Source organism: Cryobacterium soli (assembly GCF_003611035.1).
GTDB lineage: Bacteria > Actinomycetota > Actinomycetes > Actinomycetales > Microbacteriaceae > Cryobacterium > Cryobacterium soli.
In genome coordinates this window covers 2,245,163-2,261,586 of record NZ_CP030033.1, presented here as the reverse complement: position 1 = coordinate 2,261,586, position 16,424 = coordinate 2,245,163, and the positions used below count along the sequence as shown (strand labels likewise).

General features: G+C 70.4%; 17 protein-coding genes and 1 tRNA gene. 6 read left to right on the top strand and 12 right to left on the bottom strand.

Annotated elements, in window-relative coordinates:
• Nucleotides 1-7: 7 nt before the first annotated feature.
• From DOE79_RS10350 to DOE79_RS10335, 4 genes are read right to left on the bottom strand one after another with little or no spacing between them, the layout of a single operon-like run.
• Nucleotides 8-1,210: an MFS transporter gene (locus DOE79_RS10350; protein WP_220094209.1), complete on the bottom strand. Its 1,203-nt coding sequence runs from the start codon at nt 1,208-1,210 to the stop codon at nt 8-10.
• The gene (locus tag DOE79_RS10345) at nt 1,207-2,502 is read right to left on the bottom strand and encodes an aminotransferase class III-fold pyridoxal phosphate-dependent enzyme (protein ID WP_120338420.1); all 1,296 of its coding nucleotides are present in this window, start codon (nt 2,500-2,502) and stop codon (nt 1,207-1,209) included. The genes DOE79_RS10350 and DOE79_RS10345 overlap by 4 nt, the downstream gene beginning before the upstream one ends.
• Nucleotides 2,502-3,281 carry a hypothetical protein gene (locus DOE79_RS10340; protein ID WP_120338419.1) on the bottom strand — a complete coding sequence of 260 codons (780 nt, stop codon included), beginning with the start codon at nt 3,279-3,281 and terminating at the stop codon, nt 2,502-2,504. The genes DOE79_RS10345 and DOE79_RS10340 overlap by 1 nt, the downstream gene beginning before the upstream one ends.
• A complete protein-coding gene (locus DOE79_RS10335; RefSeq protein WP_245976886.1) occupies nt 3,271-3,978 on the bottom strand; it encodes a TetR/AcrR family transcriptional regulator in 708 nt (235 codons plus the stop codon). The genes DOE79_RS10340 and DOE79_RS10335 overlap by 11 nt, the downstream gene beginning before the upstream one ends.
• 290 nt (nt 3,979-4,268) lie before the next feature.
• Between DOE79_RS10335 and DOE79_RS10330 the strand changes: the two genes are divergently transcribed.
• Nucleotides 4,269-4,853 (top strand): nucleoside deaminase, encoded by a 585-nt coding sequence (locus DOE79_RS10330; protein WP_120338418.1) that lies wholly within the window; start codon nt 4,269-4,271, stop codon nt 4,851-4,853.
• Nucleotides 4,854-4,945: 92 nt separating this feature from the next.
• On the opposite strand, the gene DOE79_RS10325 is transcribed toward DOE79_RS10330, so the two are convergent.
• Together DOE79_RS10325 and DOE79_RS20535 are read right to left on the bottom strand one after the other, a co-directional pair.
• Complete coding sequence (locus DOE79_RS10325; RefSeq protein WP_120338417.1) at nt 4,946-6,202, bottom strand: hypothetical protein; 1,257 nt, start codon at nt 6,200-6,202, stop codon at nt 4,946-4,948.
• A gap of 81 nt (nt 6,203-6,283) precedes the next feature.
• Complete coding sequence (locus tag DOE79_RS20535) at nt 6,284-7,276, bottom strand: hypothetical protein (protein WP_162942704.1); 993 nt, start codon at nt 7,274-7,276, stop codon at nt 6,284-6,286.
• 185 nt (nt 7,277-7,461) lie between these two features.
• Here DOE79_RS20535 and DOE79_RS10315 point away from each other — a divergent pair, with 185 nt between their 5' ends.
• The 5 genes from DOE79_RS10315 (at nt 7,462) to glsA (ending at nt 12,568) form a co-directional block, all read left to right on the top strand.
• On the top strand, nt 7,462-8,847 hold the full coding sequence (locus DOE79_RS10315; protein ID WP_120338416.1) for an MFS transporter: 1,386 nt from the start codon (nt 7,462-7,464) through the stop codon (nt 8,845-8,847).
• Nucleotides 8,848-8,931: 84 nt separating this feature from the next.
• Nucleotides 8,932-9,004: transfer RNA gene (locus DOE79_RS10310), tRNA-Arg, on the top strand.
• Between the two features lie 215 nt (nt 9,005-9,219).
• Complete coding sequence (locus DOE79_RS10305; protein ID WP_120338415.1) at nt 9,220-10,851, top strand: hypothetical protein; 1,632 nt, start codon at nt 9,220-9,222, stop codon at nt 10,849-10,851.
• A 98-nt stretch (nt 10,852-10,949) separates the two neighbouring features.
• Complete coding sequence (locus DOE79_RS10300; RefSeq protein WP_120338414.1) at nt 10,950-11,531, top strand: hypothetical protein; 582 nt, start codon at nt 10,950-10,952, stop codon at nt 11,529-11,531.
• A 98-nt stretch (nt 11,532-11,629) separates the two neighbouring features.
• On the top strand, nt 11,630-12,568 hold the full coding sequence (gene glsA / locus DOE79_RS10295) for a glutaminase A (RefSeq protein ID WP_120338413.1): 939 nt from the start codon (nt 11,630-11,632) through the stop codon (nt 12,566-12,568).
• Nucleotides 12,569-12,581: 13 nt separating this feature from the next.
• On the opposite strand, the gene DOE79_RS10290 is transcribed toward glsA, so the two are convergent.
• The 6 genes from DOE79_RS10290 to DOE79_RS10265 form a co-directional block, all read right to left on the bottom strand.
• Complete coding sequence (locus DOE79_RS10290; protein WP_245976885.1) at nt 12,582-13,157, bottom strand: NUDIX domain-containing protein; 576 nt, start codon at nt 13,155-13,157, stop codon at nt 12,582-12,584.
• An 86-nt stretch (nt 13,158-13,243) separates the two neighbouring features.
• Complete coding sequence (locus DOE79_RS10285) at nt 13,244-13,429, bottom strand: DUF1918 domain-containing protein (RefSeq protein WP_120338412.1); 186 nt, start codon at nt 13,427-13,429, stop codon at nt 13,244-13,246.
• 85 nt (nt 13,430-13,514) lie between these two features.
• On the bottom strand, nt 13,515-13,961 hold the full coding sequence (locus DOE79_RS10280; RefSeq protein WP_120338411.1) for a MarR family winged helix-turn-helix transcriptional regulator: 447 nt from the start codon (nt 13,959-13,961) through the stop codon (nt 13,515-13,517).
• 85 nt (nt 13,962-14,046) lie between these two features.
• Nucleotides 14,047-14,799 (bottom strand): ABC transporter permease, encoded by a 753-nt coding sequence (locus tag DOE79_RS10275; RefSeq protein WP_120338410.1) that lies wholly within the window; start codon nt 14,797-14,799, stop codon nt 14,047-14,049.
• Nucleotides 14,792-15,580: a hypothetical protein gene (locus DOE79_RS10270; RefSeq protein ID WP_120338409.1), complete on the bottom strand. Its 789-nt coding sequence runs from the start codon at nt 15,578-15,580 to the stop codon at nt 14,792-14,794. The genes DOE79_RS10275 and DOE79_RS10270 overlap by 8 nt, the downstream gene beginning before the upstream one ends.
• On the bottom strand, nt 15,577-16,293 hold the full coding sequence (locus DOE79_RS10265) for an ABC transporter ATP-binding protein (protein ID WP_120338408.1): 717 nt from the start codon (nt 16,291-16,293) through the stop codon (nt 15,577-15,579). Before DOE79_RS10265 ends, DOE79_RS10270 begins: the two co-directional genes overlap by 4 nt.
• Nucleotides 16,294-16,424 lie beyond the last annotated feature (131 nt).

Genomic DNA, 16,424 nt, shown 5'->3' with positions numbered 1-16,424 from the left:
AAACGGCTCAGACTGCGGGCTTCGCCTCCGGCCCGCGCTGCGGGCGCGGCCCGAAACGGCGGGCGAGGAACAAGACCGGGATGAGTAAGGCCATCGGCAGCAGGAACGCATGCGCGAGCCCGGTGGAGTCGGCGAGCAGGCCCACCAGAACGGCGCCGAGCACAGCGCCGGCGTAGTTGAACAGGTTGACGCGGGCGATCACCTCGTCGCTGCGGGCCTCGTGCAGGTCGCCCGCCGCGCTGAACGCGAGCGGCACCAGGGCGCCCACCCCGAAGCCGGCCAGGGCGAAACCGGCGACGGCGGCCCAGGTCACGGGGACCGTGGCGACGAGCAGGCAGCCCAGGATCGCCAGCACCGTGGTGACCACGGCCAGGATCACGCGGCCGAACCGGCGCACCAGCACATCCGCTCCGATGCGGGTGACCAGGATGGCGGCCTGGTACGCGGCGTAGCCGAGTGGCGCGATCGCGGCGCCGGTGAGCAGCACGTCGTGCAGGTAGACGGTGCTCCAGGTGCTCACCGCGGAGTCGACCACGAACGCGGCCAGCACCACGGTGCCGAACAGGGCGATGCCGCGGTGGGGCAGTTTGCCGTGCGGCGCCGCATCCGGGGCCGGGGCCAGTTTGGTGAGCCGGGCGTCGAAGCCGCGCACCCCCACGATCGCGATCGTCAGGGCCACGATCGCGCCCGTCACCAGGGCGATGCTCGCGTTGGCCGCGGTGCCGGCGACGGCCGACATCAGCAGGGCGCCGACGATGGCCGCGCCGGTGTACCAGGCGAAGAAGCCGGCCATCACCGAGACGCCGACTCGTTGCTGCACGAGCACGCCCTGCATGGCCCCGGATGCGTCGACGATGCCCAGGCCCGCGCCGTAGATCGCGAACGCGGCGATGAATGCCGGCAGCCCGATCGGGGAGGCGATCAGTGGGAGCGCAACGGCCTCGAGCAGGAGCCCCACCACGAGGGCGACGCGGCTGCCCCAGCGCAGGGCGAGCCGGTCGGCCGCAAGCGAACCGACGGCCGCCGCGAGGCAGACCAGCAGCACGATCAGCGACACCACGGTGTCGTCGATGCCGTACCGGGTCTTGAGGTTGGGCAGCGAGGTGACCACGACCGCGTAGCCGAAGCCCTGGGCGGCGTAACTGGCGCTCACCGCCACCCGGGAGCGACGGACGCTGACCGGGGGATGGATCATCGTGGGTGCGCTCATGCGGTCGGCTCCAATTCGGGGTGGTGGGCCCGCACGACGCCGAAGGCTTCGTGCGCGATCTCGAGGGTGCGGGTGACATCGGCGGAGGTGAGAGCGGCGTTGAGGAAATGGTTGTGGTGCGAGGTGAGGAACACCCCGCGCCGCACGCTCTCGGCCACCCACTCCTGGTGCAACATGAGCGAGTCGTCGTCCGCGATGCGGAGGTAGAACAGAGCAGGTGCCCCGGAGGCTATCAGGGTGAAGCCGTTCTCCGCCGCTACGGTCGTCAATCCGGTGGTGAGCTCGGTACCGAGCCGGGCGAACCGGGCCGGAGCATCCAGCTGCTTGAGCTTGGTGAGGGTGGCGATGCCGGCGGCGAACGGCACCGCGCTCATCCAGTAGCTGCCGGTGTAGTGCAGGCTGCTCACGGTGTCCTTGAGGGACTCCCGGCCGCAGAGCGCCGACACGTTGTACCCGTTGGCCAGGGCTTTGCAGAAGCAGATGAGGTCGGCCTTGAACCCGAAGTAATGGTCGGAGCCGGCCAGGTCGAGCCGGAAGCCCGCGCGCACATCGTCGACGATGAGCACCACCCCGTGCACGTCGCAGAGCGCACGCACTGCCTGCCAGTAACCGGCCTCCGGGAGGCTGTTGTCGGTGAAGTTACCGTGCATGTACGGCTGGGCGATGAGGCCCGCGATGGTGCCGCGGTTCTCGCTGAACAGGCGCTCAAGGGCGGGCAGGTCGTTGAAGTCGACGTAGAGGTTGTTGGCCACCTCCTCCTCCAGCACGCCGGGGTAGTCGAGCTTCTGCGCCCAGGGTGAGACGCCGTGATAGAAGCCGTTGATGAAGACGATCTTCTTGCGCCGGGTGGCGGCGCGGGCGGTGAGCACCGCGAGGGTGGTGGCGTCGCCGCCGTTCTTGGCGAAGAACGCCCAGTCGGCGCTCGCCACGGTGTCCACGAGCAGCTCGGCGAAGTCGACCATGATGGCCGACGGGATGGTGACCACGTCTTCGAGGCGGGCCTGTTTGGCGGCGGCGGCGTCGACATCCGGGTCGGCGTAGCCGAGCACATTGGGCCCGTAGCCGCACATGTAGTCGATGTACTCGTTGTCGTCGAGGTCCCAGAACCGGGTGCCCTCGGCGCGGGAGGAGAACAGCGGAAACGAGGTCTGCGGGATGTAACAGCCCTCTGTGGGCCCCTGGTGCCCGTAGATGCCGGAGGGGATGACGTTCAGCGCACGGGCGAACGCGGCGCGACTCTTCTCGAAGGTGTACGGAACGGTGGGCGCGGTGCGCGCGGGGACGAGGCTCATCAGGCTGACTTTCCGAGGTAGTGACCGACACGGTCGAGGATGCGGTTGACGTTGTCGACCATGGAGATGACGCCGCGCATGGCCAGGCGGCCGTCGCTCATGCAGGCGATGGCGGAGAGGTCGCCGGCGAGGATGCCGCCGGTGACCTCGAGGGTGGAGAAGGTGAGTGCTCCGCGCGGATGCGGCGAGGGCGCCGCGACGAAGGTGGCCCGGTGGTCGCGGAGCGCCAGGTGGTACGCGAGGGCGCCGGTGACCTCGAGCGCGATGTCGCCGTCGGGGATGTGCCGGGCGCTGAACTGGCCGCTACGGTCTTCGTTGGCGACCTGGGCGAGGGCGGCCGCGGCCACGTGCAGGGTGAGGATGGTGCTTGTCTCACGGAATTCCGGGTCGGCCAGGTCGGTCTCGGTGGGCTGCAGGTAGCGGCCGAGCAGGTCGGTGAGGGGCGCGAACACCTGCGTGAGGAAGCGCAACCGGTGCGGCGCGGCAACCGGGATGGGCTGGGCGGTGCCGTCGATCATCCGGTTGAAGTGCGTGACCGAGGTGAAGGCCAGGGTGACGAGTGGCGTCTTCGGTTCGCGGCCCCAGCGCACCCCGGCCGAGTCGAAGCTGAGCTGCGCTCGCGGCAGGCCGGGCACGACGAAACGGATGCCCACCGGCGTCGCCGTGTCGGCGAGCAGGGCTCGGGCCGCCGGAACCCGGTCGACCAGCAGTGGCAGCGTGCCGAGAACGGCGAAGAGGTTGATGTGCGCCTGGACGCGTGGGTCGGTGTCAATCAGCACGGGGCTGCTCCTCAGCGAGGTCGAGTGGTGGTGTCGGGGATGAGGGTGGTCGGGGCGTGGCGGTGGTGGGCGAGGTGGCGGCCGGCTGGGCCGGTGCGGCCAGCCGGGCGAGGGCATCCGCGGCGAAGAGGACGCTCTCGCGGGCCGCTTCCGTGTCACGATCGGCCAGCCAGGTGCTGGTGATGCCGTCGGTGAGGGTGACCAGCAGCCGGGCCGCTCGGGCCAGGGGCACCGACCACTCCCGCCCGCAAGCGGTGGCGGCGAGGCGGAGGCTGTGTTCGGCGGCCCGGTAGTACGCCCGGTACTGGTCGCTCGGTTGGGATGTCGGCGGGTTCTGGCGCAGCGCGTAGAGGCTGAGCTCCAGCAGGGCCTGCTCGCGCTGGGGCTCCGCCACGAGCAGGTCGAGGTACCGGTCGAGGCCCTGCCGGAGGGTGTCGGCCAGGCCGGCGGAGCTGCTGCCGTCGCCGCCGGGCAGGGCGGCCACGGCCGCATCGTGCTCCTGATCGGTGACGGTGTCGATCACCGCGGCGAGCAGGTCGTCACGGGAGTCGAAGGCGTAGTGGAAGCTGCCCAGGGGCATGCCGGCCTCGGCCACGATGGCTCGGGTGGTCGCCGCCGCCAAACCGGACCGGGCGATCACGCGCACGGCCGCATCGATCAGTGCCGCGCGGCGATCGGCGAGGGCCAGACGGGTCATGGGTCTGCGGTCGGTCTGCGGTGGGGGTGACGAGCGGGCGAGGGTCAACGCGAGAGCTCCAGTGGGTCAGGTGACTTGGACGCTTGTCCAATTAGCTCAATCTCGTCCATCGGTCCGGCGGGCGCAAGCGAATTCGACGGGCTTCACCGCCCGGAAACACAACCGTTCGACGGCCGAAATCCAGGCGGGGCCGGGCGCGGCCCGACGGCACAATCTGCCGGAAACATCCGTCTCGTACGCTGAGCTCCGAGACGCCGCGCGGTGCGGCGCCACAGAACGAAGAGGCCACCATGCAGACCGAATTCACCCTCTCCCTCCCGGCTTGGCTCGTCGAGGCGCTGCCCGGCCTACCCACGGTGCTGTCGACCCTCGACGAACGGATGACCCTGGTCAACGCGCTCGCCGCCCGCAACTACCGCGAGGGCAACGGCGGCCCGTTCGCGGCCATCGTGGTCGACGCCACGACCGGCGCCCTGGTGTCGGTGGGTGTGAACGTGGTGCTCTCCTCCGGGGTGGCCGGCGCCCACGCCGAGGTCATGGCCCTCGGGCTGGCCCAGCGCGCCACCGGGACCTGGGACCTCGGCGCGGACCCCACCCGACCGCTGGAGCTGGTGGTCAACTGGCGTCCATGCGTGATGTGTTACGGGGCCACGATGTGGTCGGGCGTGCGCCGGCTGGTGGTGGCGGGCTCCGGGGCCGAGCTGGAGGAGCTCACCGGTTTCGACGAGGGGCCGATGCGCGAGGACTGGGCCGAGCAATTCGAGGCGCGCGGCATCGCCGTTGTGCAGGACATCGGCCGCGAGGAGGCGCTGCAGGTGTTCCGGGAGTACGGAGCGGCCGACGTGCTGGTCTACAACGCGCGCGGGGCCAGCTGAGCCGCCGGAGGCACTGCCGCAGCCGGGCATGCCTCTGACCGGTCGTCGGCTCACAGTCGGCGACCGGTCGGAGGGGATTCGGTCGGGCCGGTCTAGCTCTCGCTAGCCTGCCCGGCAGTCAGCCCCTGTCGGCGTCGCAGCCCAGCGAGTGCGAGGAGCAACAGCGACCCGATCATGACCGGGATCAGGGCGATGGCCGCGAGGAACGCCGGGTTTGCCCCGGTGTCGGCCAGGGCGACGGGCAGGAGACCGGCGGTTGCCGAAGTCGACAGGGCGCCCGTGGCGACGGATGCGGTCGGGGATGCCCCCGCGGGGCTCACGGCGTCTCCCGGGCTAGTGGGACTGACCGGGCTGACCGGGCTGACCGGGCTGACCGGGCTGACCGGGGTCACGGGAGTGACCGGGGTCACCGGCGTCACCGGCGTTACGGGGTTGATCGGGGTGCCGGGAACCGTGGTGCCGGTGCCCGACGTCGTGCTGTCGCCGATCACCGAGACCGCGTTGCCGCCCGCCGCGACGGGGATCAGCAGGTCGAGAACCGCCTGGGTGCCGCCGAGGGTGCTGTCGCTTCCGTCGGTGCTGGCGGCGTCGGGGTCGGCCGTCGTGGTTCCGGCCGGCACGGTGGTGTCGGCGTCGGTGCTGGTCGAGTCGCCGAGGACGGAGATCGCGTTGCCGCTGACGGTGACCGGGGCGAGGGCGTCGACGACGGCCTGGGTGCCGCCGAGGGTGCTGTCGCTTCCGTCGGTGCTGGCGGCGTCGGGGTCGGCCGTCGTGGTTCCGGCCGGCACGGTGGTGTCGGCGTCGGTGCTGGTCGAGTCGCCGAGGACGGAGATCGCGTTGCCGCTGACGGTGACCGGGGCGAGGGCGTCGACGACGGCCTGGGTGCCGCCGAGGGTGCTGTCGCTTCCGTCGGCGCTCGCGACCTCAGGTCCTGCCGACGTGGACTCGGCCGGGGCGGTGGTGGCATCCGTGCTGCTCGAATCTCCGTATACCGAGATCGAGTTGCCGCTGACGGTGATCGGAGCAGCGGCGTCGACGACCGCTTGGGTGCCGCCGAGAACGCTGTCGTCTCCGTCGGTGGTCGGAGCGGCAGTCGGTGCCGCTGCCGCTGGGTCGGCCGGGGTCGTGGTGGTGGCATCCGTGCTGGTCGAGTCCCCGATGATGGAGATCGCGTTGCCGGACACGGTGACGGGGAGGACGGTGTCGACCACCGCTTGGGTGCCCGACAGGATTCCGTCGGTGCCGGATGTTTCGGGTGCTTCTGCGGCGTTGGCGACACCGGCGCCGATGGCCGAGAGGCCGCCGACGAGGAGGGCGCAGTACAGGCCCTTTTTGACGAACGAGAACATGGTTTTTCTCCTTGGATGATTGATGTGGTGCCTCCGGGGAGGCGGTGGTCGCGGTCTGCGAGAACTCAGCAGCGCGACCGATCAATCAGGAGTGGAACCGGGGTCGAACGAGGGGGTGAGCGGAAGCTCGTCGCCGGTGTCCGGCGACGAGTGGAATCGGACCACGGGCGCGGCCGGAAGTCCGGAGGGCGTGGTGGTGGCTACGGGCGACCCGTTGCCCGGGCCGGAGCCGCTGATCGAACCGCCGGCCGGCGCAGGCAGCGCGGCCGGGGAGAACGGGATGCCGAACGGTGCTGCGGGAGCCGCCGGAACCGGGGATCCTGCGACGACGGAAGCCGTCTCGGCAGCGGTGACAGGGGCGGAGGACGTCGGCGCGGTGTTCGACCCGGGTAGCGCCGAGGCCGCACTGGAGCCGGTCTGCGCCCGGCCTGGAGAGACCACGGCCTGAGCCGCCTCGCCGGGGGCAGCTGATGAGCTCAGCGTGGGCTCCAGGCCGGCCGATGCTTCATTCGGCGACGGCACGGTGCCGACGACGGGTGTCAGCACCGGTGTGACCACGGCGACGACCGGGGCCACGACCTCGGCCGCGACCGGGGCCACGACATCCTGCACCACCGGCGTCACGACGGTATCGAGGGTGGGGGCGACGACCTGGTCGACGAGCGGGTCGACCACCGACTGGGTGACGGGTTCGGCTACCGCGGCGACCACGGGCACCGCCACATCGTTCACCACGGGAACGGCCGCCGTGACCTGGGTGGCCGTTGTGTCGACAGCGTCGAGCAGGTCGCCCACCTGCACAACATCGGCAACGGGTGCGGCCATCGGAACGGTGCCTGCCACGGTGTCAACGTATCCGTCGAGGGTGTCGACCACCGGCGTTGTCGAATCCAGCAGGCCGCCCAGGAGCGAGTCATCGGTGCCGGCGTCGCGGTAGGACGCAGAAGCGGTCGACGCTGAGGCCGAGGTGGGGGCCGTGAGGGTGTCGAAGATCAGCCAGGCAGCAGCCGCAGCCACAATCGCCAGGGCGATGCGCGCCGGTGAAGCGAGATGAATCCCCTGTGTTCGCTCCACGTCGTCACCCCCCTCGGTGCGGCTCGTCTGAATATGAGCGAACCACAGGACCGCCCGGATGTCCAGCAATTGTGCACAATCAGCGCATCCGTCTCGTTCCGGGCCGCGTCGCGCCCGCCAAGGATTCCGCCGATGTTCGGGCTGCATCCTGACGGAGAAGCCCCCGATTGAGGTTGACTAGGGGGATGACTCCCGCGCAGCGACGCATCCTCATCGTCGCCATCCTGTCGTCCTTCGTGGCGTTCCTGGACGGCTCGATCATCAATGTGGCGCTGCCGGCCATCTCCCGGGAACTCGGCGGCGGGCTGCCCCTGCAACAGTGGGTCGTCGACGGCTACCTGCTCAGCCTGGGCGCACTGATTCTCGTGGCCGGGTCCCTCTCCGACACCTTCGGGCGCGTGCGCGTGCTGCGGGCCGGGTTGATCTGGTTCGGCATCACCTCGCTCGCCTGTGGCCTGGCGCCCACCGGCCTCTTCCTCGTCATAGCGCGCGTGCTGCAGGGCGTGGCCGCTGCGCTGCTGGTGCCCAGCTCGCTCGCCCTGATCACCTCGAGGTTCAGCGGGGTCGCCCAGGGCAAGGCCATCGGCGCCTGGACCGGCTGGACCGGCGTGGCCGGCATCGCCGGGCCGTTACTGGGCGGTCTTCTCGTGGACGCGGCGACCTGGCGGTTGGTGTTCTTCATCAATGTGATCCCGATCGCTCTCACCCTGATCCTGCTGCGCCGGGTGGAGGAACCCCTGCGGCCCGCCGCCGGCGCCCGCGTGGACGTGCTCGGCGCGTGCCTGGCCGTGGTGGGGTTGGGCGGCCCGGTATTCGCGCTCATCGAACAGGGCCGCTTCGGCTGGACGAGCCCGGTGGTCTACCTTCCCCTGCTGGTAGGCCTGGCCTCGTTCGGCGCGTTCCTGTGGTGGGAGGCGCGGGCTCCGCATCCGATGATGCCGCTCGGCCTGTTCCGGGTGCGTAATTTCGCGGTGGGCAACATCGCCACCGTCGGCATCTACGCGGCACTCAACCTCGGATTCTTCCTCTTCGCGCTCTACCTGCAGGAGGTCGGCGGGTTCTCGGCCACCCTGGCCGGGCTGGCCGGCATCCCGGCCACCGTGATGATGCTGCTTTTCGCCACACTCTTCGGCACTTTGGCCGGCCGGTACGGTCCGCGCCTGTTCATGACCGTCGGGCCGATCGTGGCCGGCAGCGGGTTCCTGCTGGTGACCACGGCGGTGCCGCCGATCAACTTCGCCCTGCACGTGCTGCCGGGAATCGTGCTGGTGGGCCTGGGCCTGTCCATCACGGTCGCGCCGCTCACCGCTGCGGTCCTCGGCTCCATTCACCCCGGTCAGGCCGGTATCGGGTCGGCTATCAACAACGCGGTCGCCCGGGTGGCCGGCCTCATCGCCATCGCCATGACCGGCACCATCGTCGGGTCCACCCTCGATGTGGCCGGTTTCCAGCGGGCGATGGTGGTCGTGGCAGGGCTGATGTTCCTGGGCGGAATCGTGTCCTGGTTGGGCATCCGCCGGGTCGCGCCGGTGGCGGATCTGCCGCCCTCGGCCATCGGGGAGCCGGCCTAGTGGCCCCACGCGCACGTGGGCGCCTCAAATAGCTGTTATAGTTTCTAAGTTGTCTTCGAGCGTTTCGCTGCAGAAGTCACCACTGCGCCCGTAGCTCAACGGATAGAGCATCTGACTACGGATCAGAAGGTTGGGGGTTCGAATCCCTTCGGGCGCACAGAAAGAAACACACAGAAACCCCCACGATCGTGCAGATCGTGGGGGTTTTTCTGCGTCGTGGCCCTTGTGTACCTGGTTTTCCTTCGATTATTAACGCCGAGTGAATTGATGCCCGGTTTGCTGGACTAATCGGGAGGAACCTTCCAAGATCGACGTCTGGGCCCCGTTCGGGCGAGCGCGAGCGGCACCACGGGTGCGGGCAGGGATTCCACGATGCGGCACTTGGGTTGGATTGCCCTGCTTCTCGCGCTCGTGACGCTGGCCGCGGTACCGACCACAGCCACCGCCGTCGGCTACGTGCCGGACGGTAGCCGGACCATCCTGGTTTCCGGTACCCCGGCGCCCGGCGGAATCGTGTTCGTCGAGTTCGCCGGCGCATATTTCGAACCGGGCGAGGGTGTGGCTTTCACGGTCGCGGGGACCGGACTGGCGACCCTCGCGCTCATGAGGGCCGATGCGGCGGTGCTCGTCAAATCCGCGAACGATTCCGGTGCGGTCTCCCTCCGGGTCACCCTGCCGCAGGACGCCGCGGGCTCCTACGGCGTGACGGGCAGCGGCTTGAGTTCGGGCATCGTCGGAACTGCCGTGCTCACGGTTCCGCCGGCGGATGCCGGTGCCGCTGCCGCTCCCGACGAATCGGCGGCGCCCGCCGGTGCGGCCGTCACGGCCGCCGGGTTGCCTCTCAGCGACGTGGACGCCCCCGTCGCCACCCTGAGCGGGGTGGGCGAGCAGGGGGCGGCGGCCGTGCCGCCGCTGATCACCGTTGAACCGCCAGGAAGCGCCGCGGTGCCGGGAGCCGAGGCCGGCGCGGCCAACCCGCGGGACCAACCCGGGGCCCCGACCGTGCTCTCCGGCGGCCTGGTACCGATTCTCGAGGTGTTCTCGAACCCCGTGGCCGTCGGTGGGGCGGCGCTGGCCGGGTTGATGTTCGTTGTGCTCGGCGCCCTGCCGACCCAACTCTTGGCCGCTGCGATCAAGGAGCGGGTGCAACGCCGTGCCGCGGTGAGTCGGCGGCCCGCGCCCGGTTGGTGGGCCGCGATCGTCGCCTGGTTCGGGGTGCGTCCCGTGATCGCCGCTGCCGGCCTGATTCTGGCCGCCTCGCTGATCCAGGCGCTGGCCGATCCAGGCTTCGGCTTCGATCTGGCTACGCTCCGCCTGATCCTCGCCTGCCTGATCGCCGCGTTCGTGATCGGTTTCGGCAGTGTGGGGGTGGTCGCCCTCATCGCGCGGCGACACTGGGGCGTGCCGGCAATGATCGCGATGCGCCCATGGGCACTGCTCCTGACAGTCGCCGGAATCGTGCTGTCGCGCCTGATCGACTTCGCCCCTGGCATCCTGTTCGGCCTCATGATCGGCATCTCGTTCCCGCCGGGGGTCGCGGCCGCACACCGTGCGGCCGTGCGTCTGCTTCGCACCGGCATCGTGATCGGAGCGGCCCTGTTGTCCTGGGTGGGCTACAGCATCCTGATCGCCGTCGCGCCGACACCCGACGGCTTCCAGGGAGCGCTCCTCCGCGATTCCCTGGCCGCGCTGTCGACCGAGGGGCTGGTCGGGATGCTCATCGCGATGCTGCCCTTCCTCTTCCTCGACGGACGGGACATCTGGGCGCATTCGCGTCGGCGCTGGGCGGTGAGCTACGTCGCCGTCGTGGCCGTATTCGTGCTGGTGGTGGTGCCGCAACCGAACAGCTGGGCGCAGCTGGGCGAACACGGCACGCCGTGGCTGATCTCCCTGACGGTCTTCGCCGCGGTCGCCGTGGCCGGCTACCTCGTGCTGCACCGTGGCGCCAGGCAGCCGTCATCGGCGCTCGCTCCGAGCCAGGACTCCGAGTCGACCAACGCCTGAGCCGACCGGGCCGAAGCCGGTGGCGGCTGTCACTTGTAGTCTCGAGGGAGGACATGCCTCTGGCATCGGTCTCGGGTGACGGAATGGAAGAGCGCAGCATGAACACAGCGGGCAGAGAACACGGCTCAGTTCCCCGGGAGGTGCTCCTCGCGGAGTACTCTGCCGCCAACGATGTCTACCTCACCTACGACGGATTCCGTTGGCAGGCGGGGTCCTTCCTGATCGCAGGAGTGTTCGTCTACTGGGGCTTTCTCATCGAGGCAACCGTGTCCGATCAGGTTGTCGGCGTTTCGTCGCTGCTGGTCGCCGCGTTGATGTCGTGCTGGCTCTTCTTCGCCAGCCATTACCGGCAGCTCTACCTCCTGAAGCTGCGCCGGCTCCACGAGATCGAGCTGCTGTTGGGCATGGAGCAACACCTGAGGTTCACGTCGGCCGCTCCGTCCGGAAAGCCGGCGCGGGCGCGCGGCATGAAGGGCCATCACATCGATGTCGCCGTCTACCTGTTGACGGCCGTGGGCGGGAGCCTGCTTGCGGTGACGAAGAGCGGGTTCTCGCTCTGGGCCCTGGCAGTGGTTCCTCTGGTCGCTGTCGTGATCTGGGTCGTGGTGCGCAACGAGAAGATGCTCAAACGCGACCTCGGCCCGTTGGCCCGCGCCGAGGCGGGGTCTGATCAGGGCTGATCAGGGCGGTTCCACCAGGGACGACCTCTGCGCCCTGTTCGGCGTATCGCTGTCGCCGTTTCCGGCATCCGTCAAGGCGACCGTGTCAGGATGGAGCGATGCGCCGCTCAGCCGATCCCCGCACCTACGACCTCGATGCGCTCCGCGACCGGGTGCTCCCCGCTGACGAGGGCGCGGTGAATGACAGCATCCCGCAGCTCGCGGCCGCGGACCCTGGGCAGTGCGGGATTGCGCTGGTGCTCCCCGACGGCAGCATTCGGACCAGCGCCCAGGCCGACCTGCCTTTCAGCGTGCAGTCGGCGGTGAAGCCCTTCCTCTTCGCACTCGCGCTGCAGGACACCGACGGAGCCGTGCTCGACCGCATCGGCATCGAACCGACCGGTGAGGCCTTCGACGCCATCAAGCTCGAGAGCGGCACCGGCCGGCCACCGAACCCCATGGTCAACGCCGGAGCCCTGCTCACGGCCGCCCTGGTCGACGGGGACGACGTCGATGCCCGCAACGACCGCATCCTGCGCGGGCTGTCGGCCTTCGCCGCCCGGCCGCTCGAGGTGGACGAGGAGATCGCCCGCGACGAGCACCTGCTGGGCGACCGCAACCACGCCCTGGCGCACCTGATGCGCTCGGAGGGCACCCTCGGCGTCAGTGCCGACGACGCGGTGGCCGTGTACGCCCGGGCGTGCGCGGTGCTCGTGGACGCCACGGCACTGGCGGTCATGGGCGCAACCCTCGCCTGCGACGGGGTGAACCCGGTGACGGGCGAGCGTGTGGTGGCCTCGGCGGTGGCACGTGACGTCATGTCCGTCATGGCCACCTGCGGCGTCTACGACGGTTCCGGCCGGTGGATGCGCACGGTCGGCGTCCCGGCCAAATCGAGCGTCTCCGGGGCCATCGTGCTCGCCGCGCCGGGCCGGCTCGGGGCGGCGATCGTGAGCCCTCCGCTTGACGCTCAGGGCACCAGCGTGCGCGGGCGTATCGCGAGCGAGCGACTCAGCACCGACCTCGGCCTGCACGCCTTCGGACCGACCGGGGGCTGAGGGCGCCCGGCCCTCAGCCCAGCCGGTGGGCCAGTTCGGCGAGGACGCCGGCCAGCCGGCGGTCAAAGTGCGGGGGGACGTTCCCGGGCAGGGCATCCACCGGCCACCAGGCCACGGCGTCGCTCTCGTCGCTGGCCACAGGCGCCGCCTCCGGCCGGGCCACCGCCGCAAAGCCGACGTCCCAGTGCGCGCTGCAACTGAAGCCGCCGCCCAGGGCATGCCGGTCGACGTCGAGGATGCCGGGTCCGAGCGGCACGAGGTCGGCGATGCCGCACTCCTCGCGGGCCTCCCGGTAGGCCGCCGCGGCCACCGACGCATCCGCGGACTCGACGTGGCCGCCGAGCTGCACCCAGAACCGGCCCTTGCGGTGGAAGCAGAGCAGCACCTGGGCGAGGTCGGGGGTGAAGACGAAGCAGCTTCCCGTGACATGCTCAGGGCCGCCGTCGCGGCGCAGCACCGTGCCGGGCGCCTCGGTGACGAAGTCGAGGTACTGGTCCCGCAGCAGTGCCTGACCGGGCGCGACGGGCGTCCAGGCGCGGAGCCCGTCGATCAGGTCGTCGGTGGGGGAGCGCAGAGCGGAAGCGGGCACATCCGAGGTTAGCTGCCACAACTGTTGCCCGTGCGGACGTGCGGTCCCGGCGTGCCGGGTGCAGACGTCCGTTGCGGGACCAGGGGTCAGCGGGTGTGCTCGACCACAAAATCGGTGCCGGGGAACACCAGCGTCTCGTGGCCGTCGTCGAACGACACCAGGTAGGGCGGCTCCCCCTCCGGACCGCGCACCTCCAGGATGGTCCCGTGCCGGTCGGGCGTCGAATCGGTCTTGCCCCGAATGATGATGCGGTCGTTCTCTGTCGCGCGCATAACGCTCACCTCCTGCCGGGCAGGTTACGCTCGCGCTCGGCGCCTGCACAGGGGCAGCCGCCGGCGCCGGCCTCCGCAGCCAGGGTCAGGCGGGCTGGTCGGGTCCCAGGCGCAGCCGGTCGCAGAGGGCCGTGAGCTGCACGAGTTCGTCGGTGCTCAGGCTGTCGCCCACGCGGGTGGTGATCGAGCCCATGTGATCAAGCGCCACCCGGCGGAACAGCGCGTAGCCGGCCTCGGTGAGTTCGACGATGGCGCCGCGGCCGTCGTCGGGGTCGGGGTGCTTCGCCACGTACCCGCGAGACGCCAGACGGTCCACGAGCCGGCTCACGCTCGGCTGAGTGAGCAGCACATGCTTGTTCAGGTCGCGCAGGCGGATACTGCGATCCGCCTGCCGGGACAGGTTGAACATCACGTCGTACTCGTTGAAGGAGATTTCCCGTGACGGGAACTCCTCGGCCAGGCTGCGCATAATGGCGACCTGGGCGCGGAACAACGACTCCCAGGCGGCAACTGCCACCGCTCGATCGACCATGCTGCCTCCTCGCCGGCCCCCAGGGCATCCTCTGTTCAACACTATGGGACTGGTGCCGTGCCCCGCGGCAGCCTAGCGCATCCGTTCAGAGGTCCCGATGGCTGAAGACGGCCTGGGCGGCACCGAGCAATACCGTGGCCCATGTCGCCATGACCAGGGCGCCGGCGACCGGGTCGAGCAGCCCCAGCCCAGGGACCGGGGAGATGAGCTGCAGCCCGGCGAGGTCGGGGGCGAACCTGAGCCACGGGAGAACACCGACCAGCGCGATCCCGAGCCCCAGGACCAGGGGGACCAGGACGACGACGGGTACGAGGACGGACCGTGCCAGCACCGTCACTGCGGCCGAGATCAGGCCCATGAGCGTCCAGTTGAGAGCGACGGCGAAGAGGTTGCCCGCCAGCGCAGGTGTGAGCCCGGACACGGGGACATCCGCCAGGCCGAGGACGCCGTGGCGCAGCAGAACGGCCGTGCCGATGGAGACGACGGCCAGGCCGCCAGAGAGCGCTGCGACGACGAGGCACTGCGCGCCGAAGAGGCGCGCCCGGTTGGGTGTGGCCAGTTGGGAGCTGCGCAGCAGCCCGTCTCGATATTCGCCGCCCACGATCATCGCCGCGAGCAGGACGACGAGCGGCTGGCCGAACCCGGCGACCTCGAACCCCGCCGAGGCGGCGGTCGTCACGGCCGAGGTGCCGCGCAGGTTCAGCCCCATCGCCACGGCCAGCGCCGGCGGCAGCACGAGTACCGCCGCGATGGTGAGGAGAACCGCCCTGGACGTGCCGACCTTGGTCAGTTCTGCAGCGACGACGCGGACCAGGCCTGCCCCGCGCGACTCAGACATCGCGCCTGGAGAAGACGAGGCCGGCCAGGACGAGGCCGCCCACGGCCCAGGCGGTCATCACCAGCGCACCGGAGCCGGGTGCGAGATGGCTGGCGTCCAACGGCCCGAACAGGGCCGCGCCCGCGGCGGGCGGGAGGTAGCGTGCCGGCTGCCACAGCGTGGCGAAGAAATCGCCGAGGCCGACCACCAGCGGCATGATGAGCACCAGGGGCAGTATCGGGTTGCGGGCGAGGACGCCCAGGCCGTAGGCCAGCAGACCGAGCGTGGTCCACACCAGGGCCACGCCGGCGAGGTTCCGCCAGACCAGCGGCGGGAAGGCCAGCGGGCTCAGCCCCTGGTCGCCGAGCGCCAGGTGCCGGATGACGGTGCCCACCCCCATCGCGAGCACCGCGGTGGCGCCGATCACCGTGCCGAGCAGCGCGGCCCGGGTGGCGAACAGTCGCAGCCGGTGCGGATCGGCGATCAGGGAACTCCGGATCAGGCCGGTACCGTACTCGCTGCCGGCGTACAGCGCACCGAGCGCCACCATCAGCACCACGCCGATGTTCATCATGTCGAAGCCCTGGTACTCCACCGGCAGCGGGTGGGCTGAGTACAACAGCGGGTTGTCGGCGGCGCTGGATCCGGCGAGGTCGCCGCCGGTGGCCGCGATCTCCGACAGGCCCGACAGGTACGTCAGCGCCCAGGTGAGACCGATCGTGAGCAGGGGCAGCATCCAGAGCGGCCTGCAGGTGGCGAACTTGAACAGCTCGACGGCGAATCCGGCCTGGGCCGCCTTCACGAGGGCTCCCCGTCGCCGGCCGGGTCCGTCAGGGCGAAGAAGGCATCCTGCAACGTCGCGTGCCGCCCGCGCACGTCCGCAACGCTCCCGGCGGCACGGATGTGCCCGGAGCCGATGATGACGATATCGTCGGCGGCGTCGGCCATCTCCGCGATCAGGTGGCTGGCCACGAGCACCGTGGTGCCCGCGTCGGCCTGGCTTCTCAGGAAGGCCCTCAGCCAGCGCAGCCCGTCGGGGTCGAGGCCGTTGGTGGGTTCGTCGAGCACCAGGGTGGCCGGCGACCCGAGCAGGGCGGAGGCGATACCGAGCCGTTGGCCCATGCCGAGGGAGAACGTGCCGACCCTGTCCTTCGCGTTGCGGCCCAGCCCGACGATGTCGAGAACCTCGGCGACCCGGGTCGCCGGGATGCCGTTGCTGCGGCACATCCACCTGAGGTGACCCCGCGCCGAGCGGCCCTTGCTCGCGCCGGGGCCGTCGAACATGGCGCCCACGATGGTCATCGGTCGGTCGAGCTCGCGGTAGCGACGTCCGTCGATCAGGGCGAGACCGGATGTCGGCCGGTCCAGACCGAGCAGGATCCTCAGGGTGGAGCTCTTCCCCGCACCGTTGGGCCCGAGGAAGGCGGTGATCCTGCCGGGGCGGGCCTGCAGGCTGATCCCGTGCAGCACCTCCCGGCGGCCGTGTGACTTGTGAATCCGATCGATGCTGATCATGGGTCCCCTTCCGAGTCGGGTCGTTGGGTATCCAGTCGATCGGCCGGCGCCCGGCAGCGCATCCGCCCAGGGCGGCGCATCCAGCGTGGTGACCGACCGTGGGCCGTCAGACCTGGGTCCGATGTGGCCAC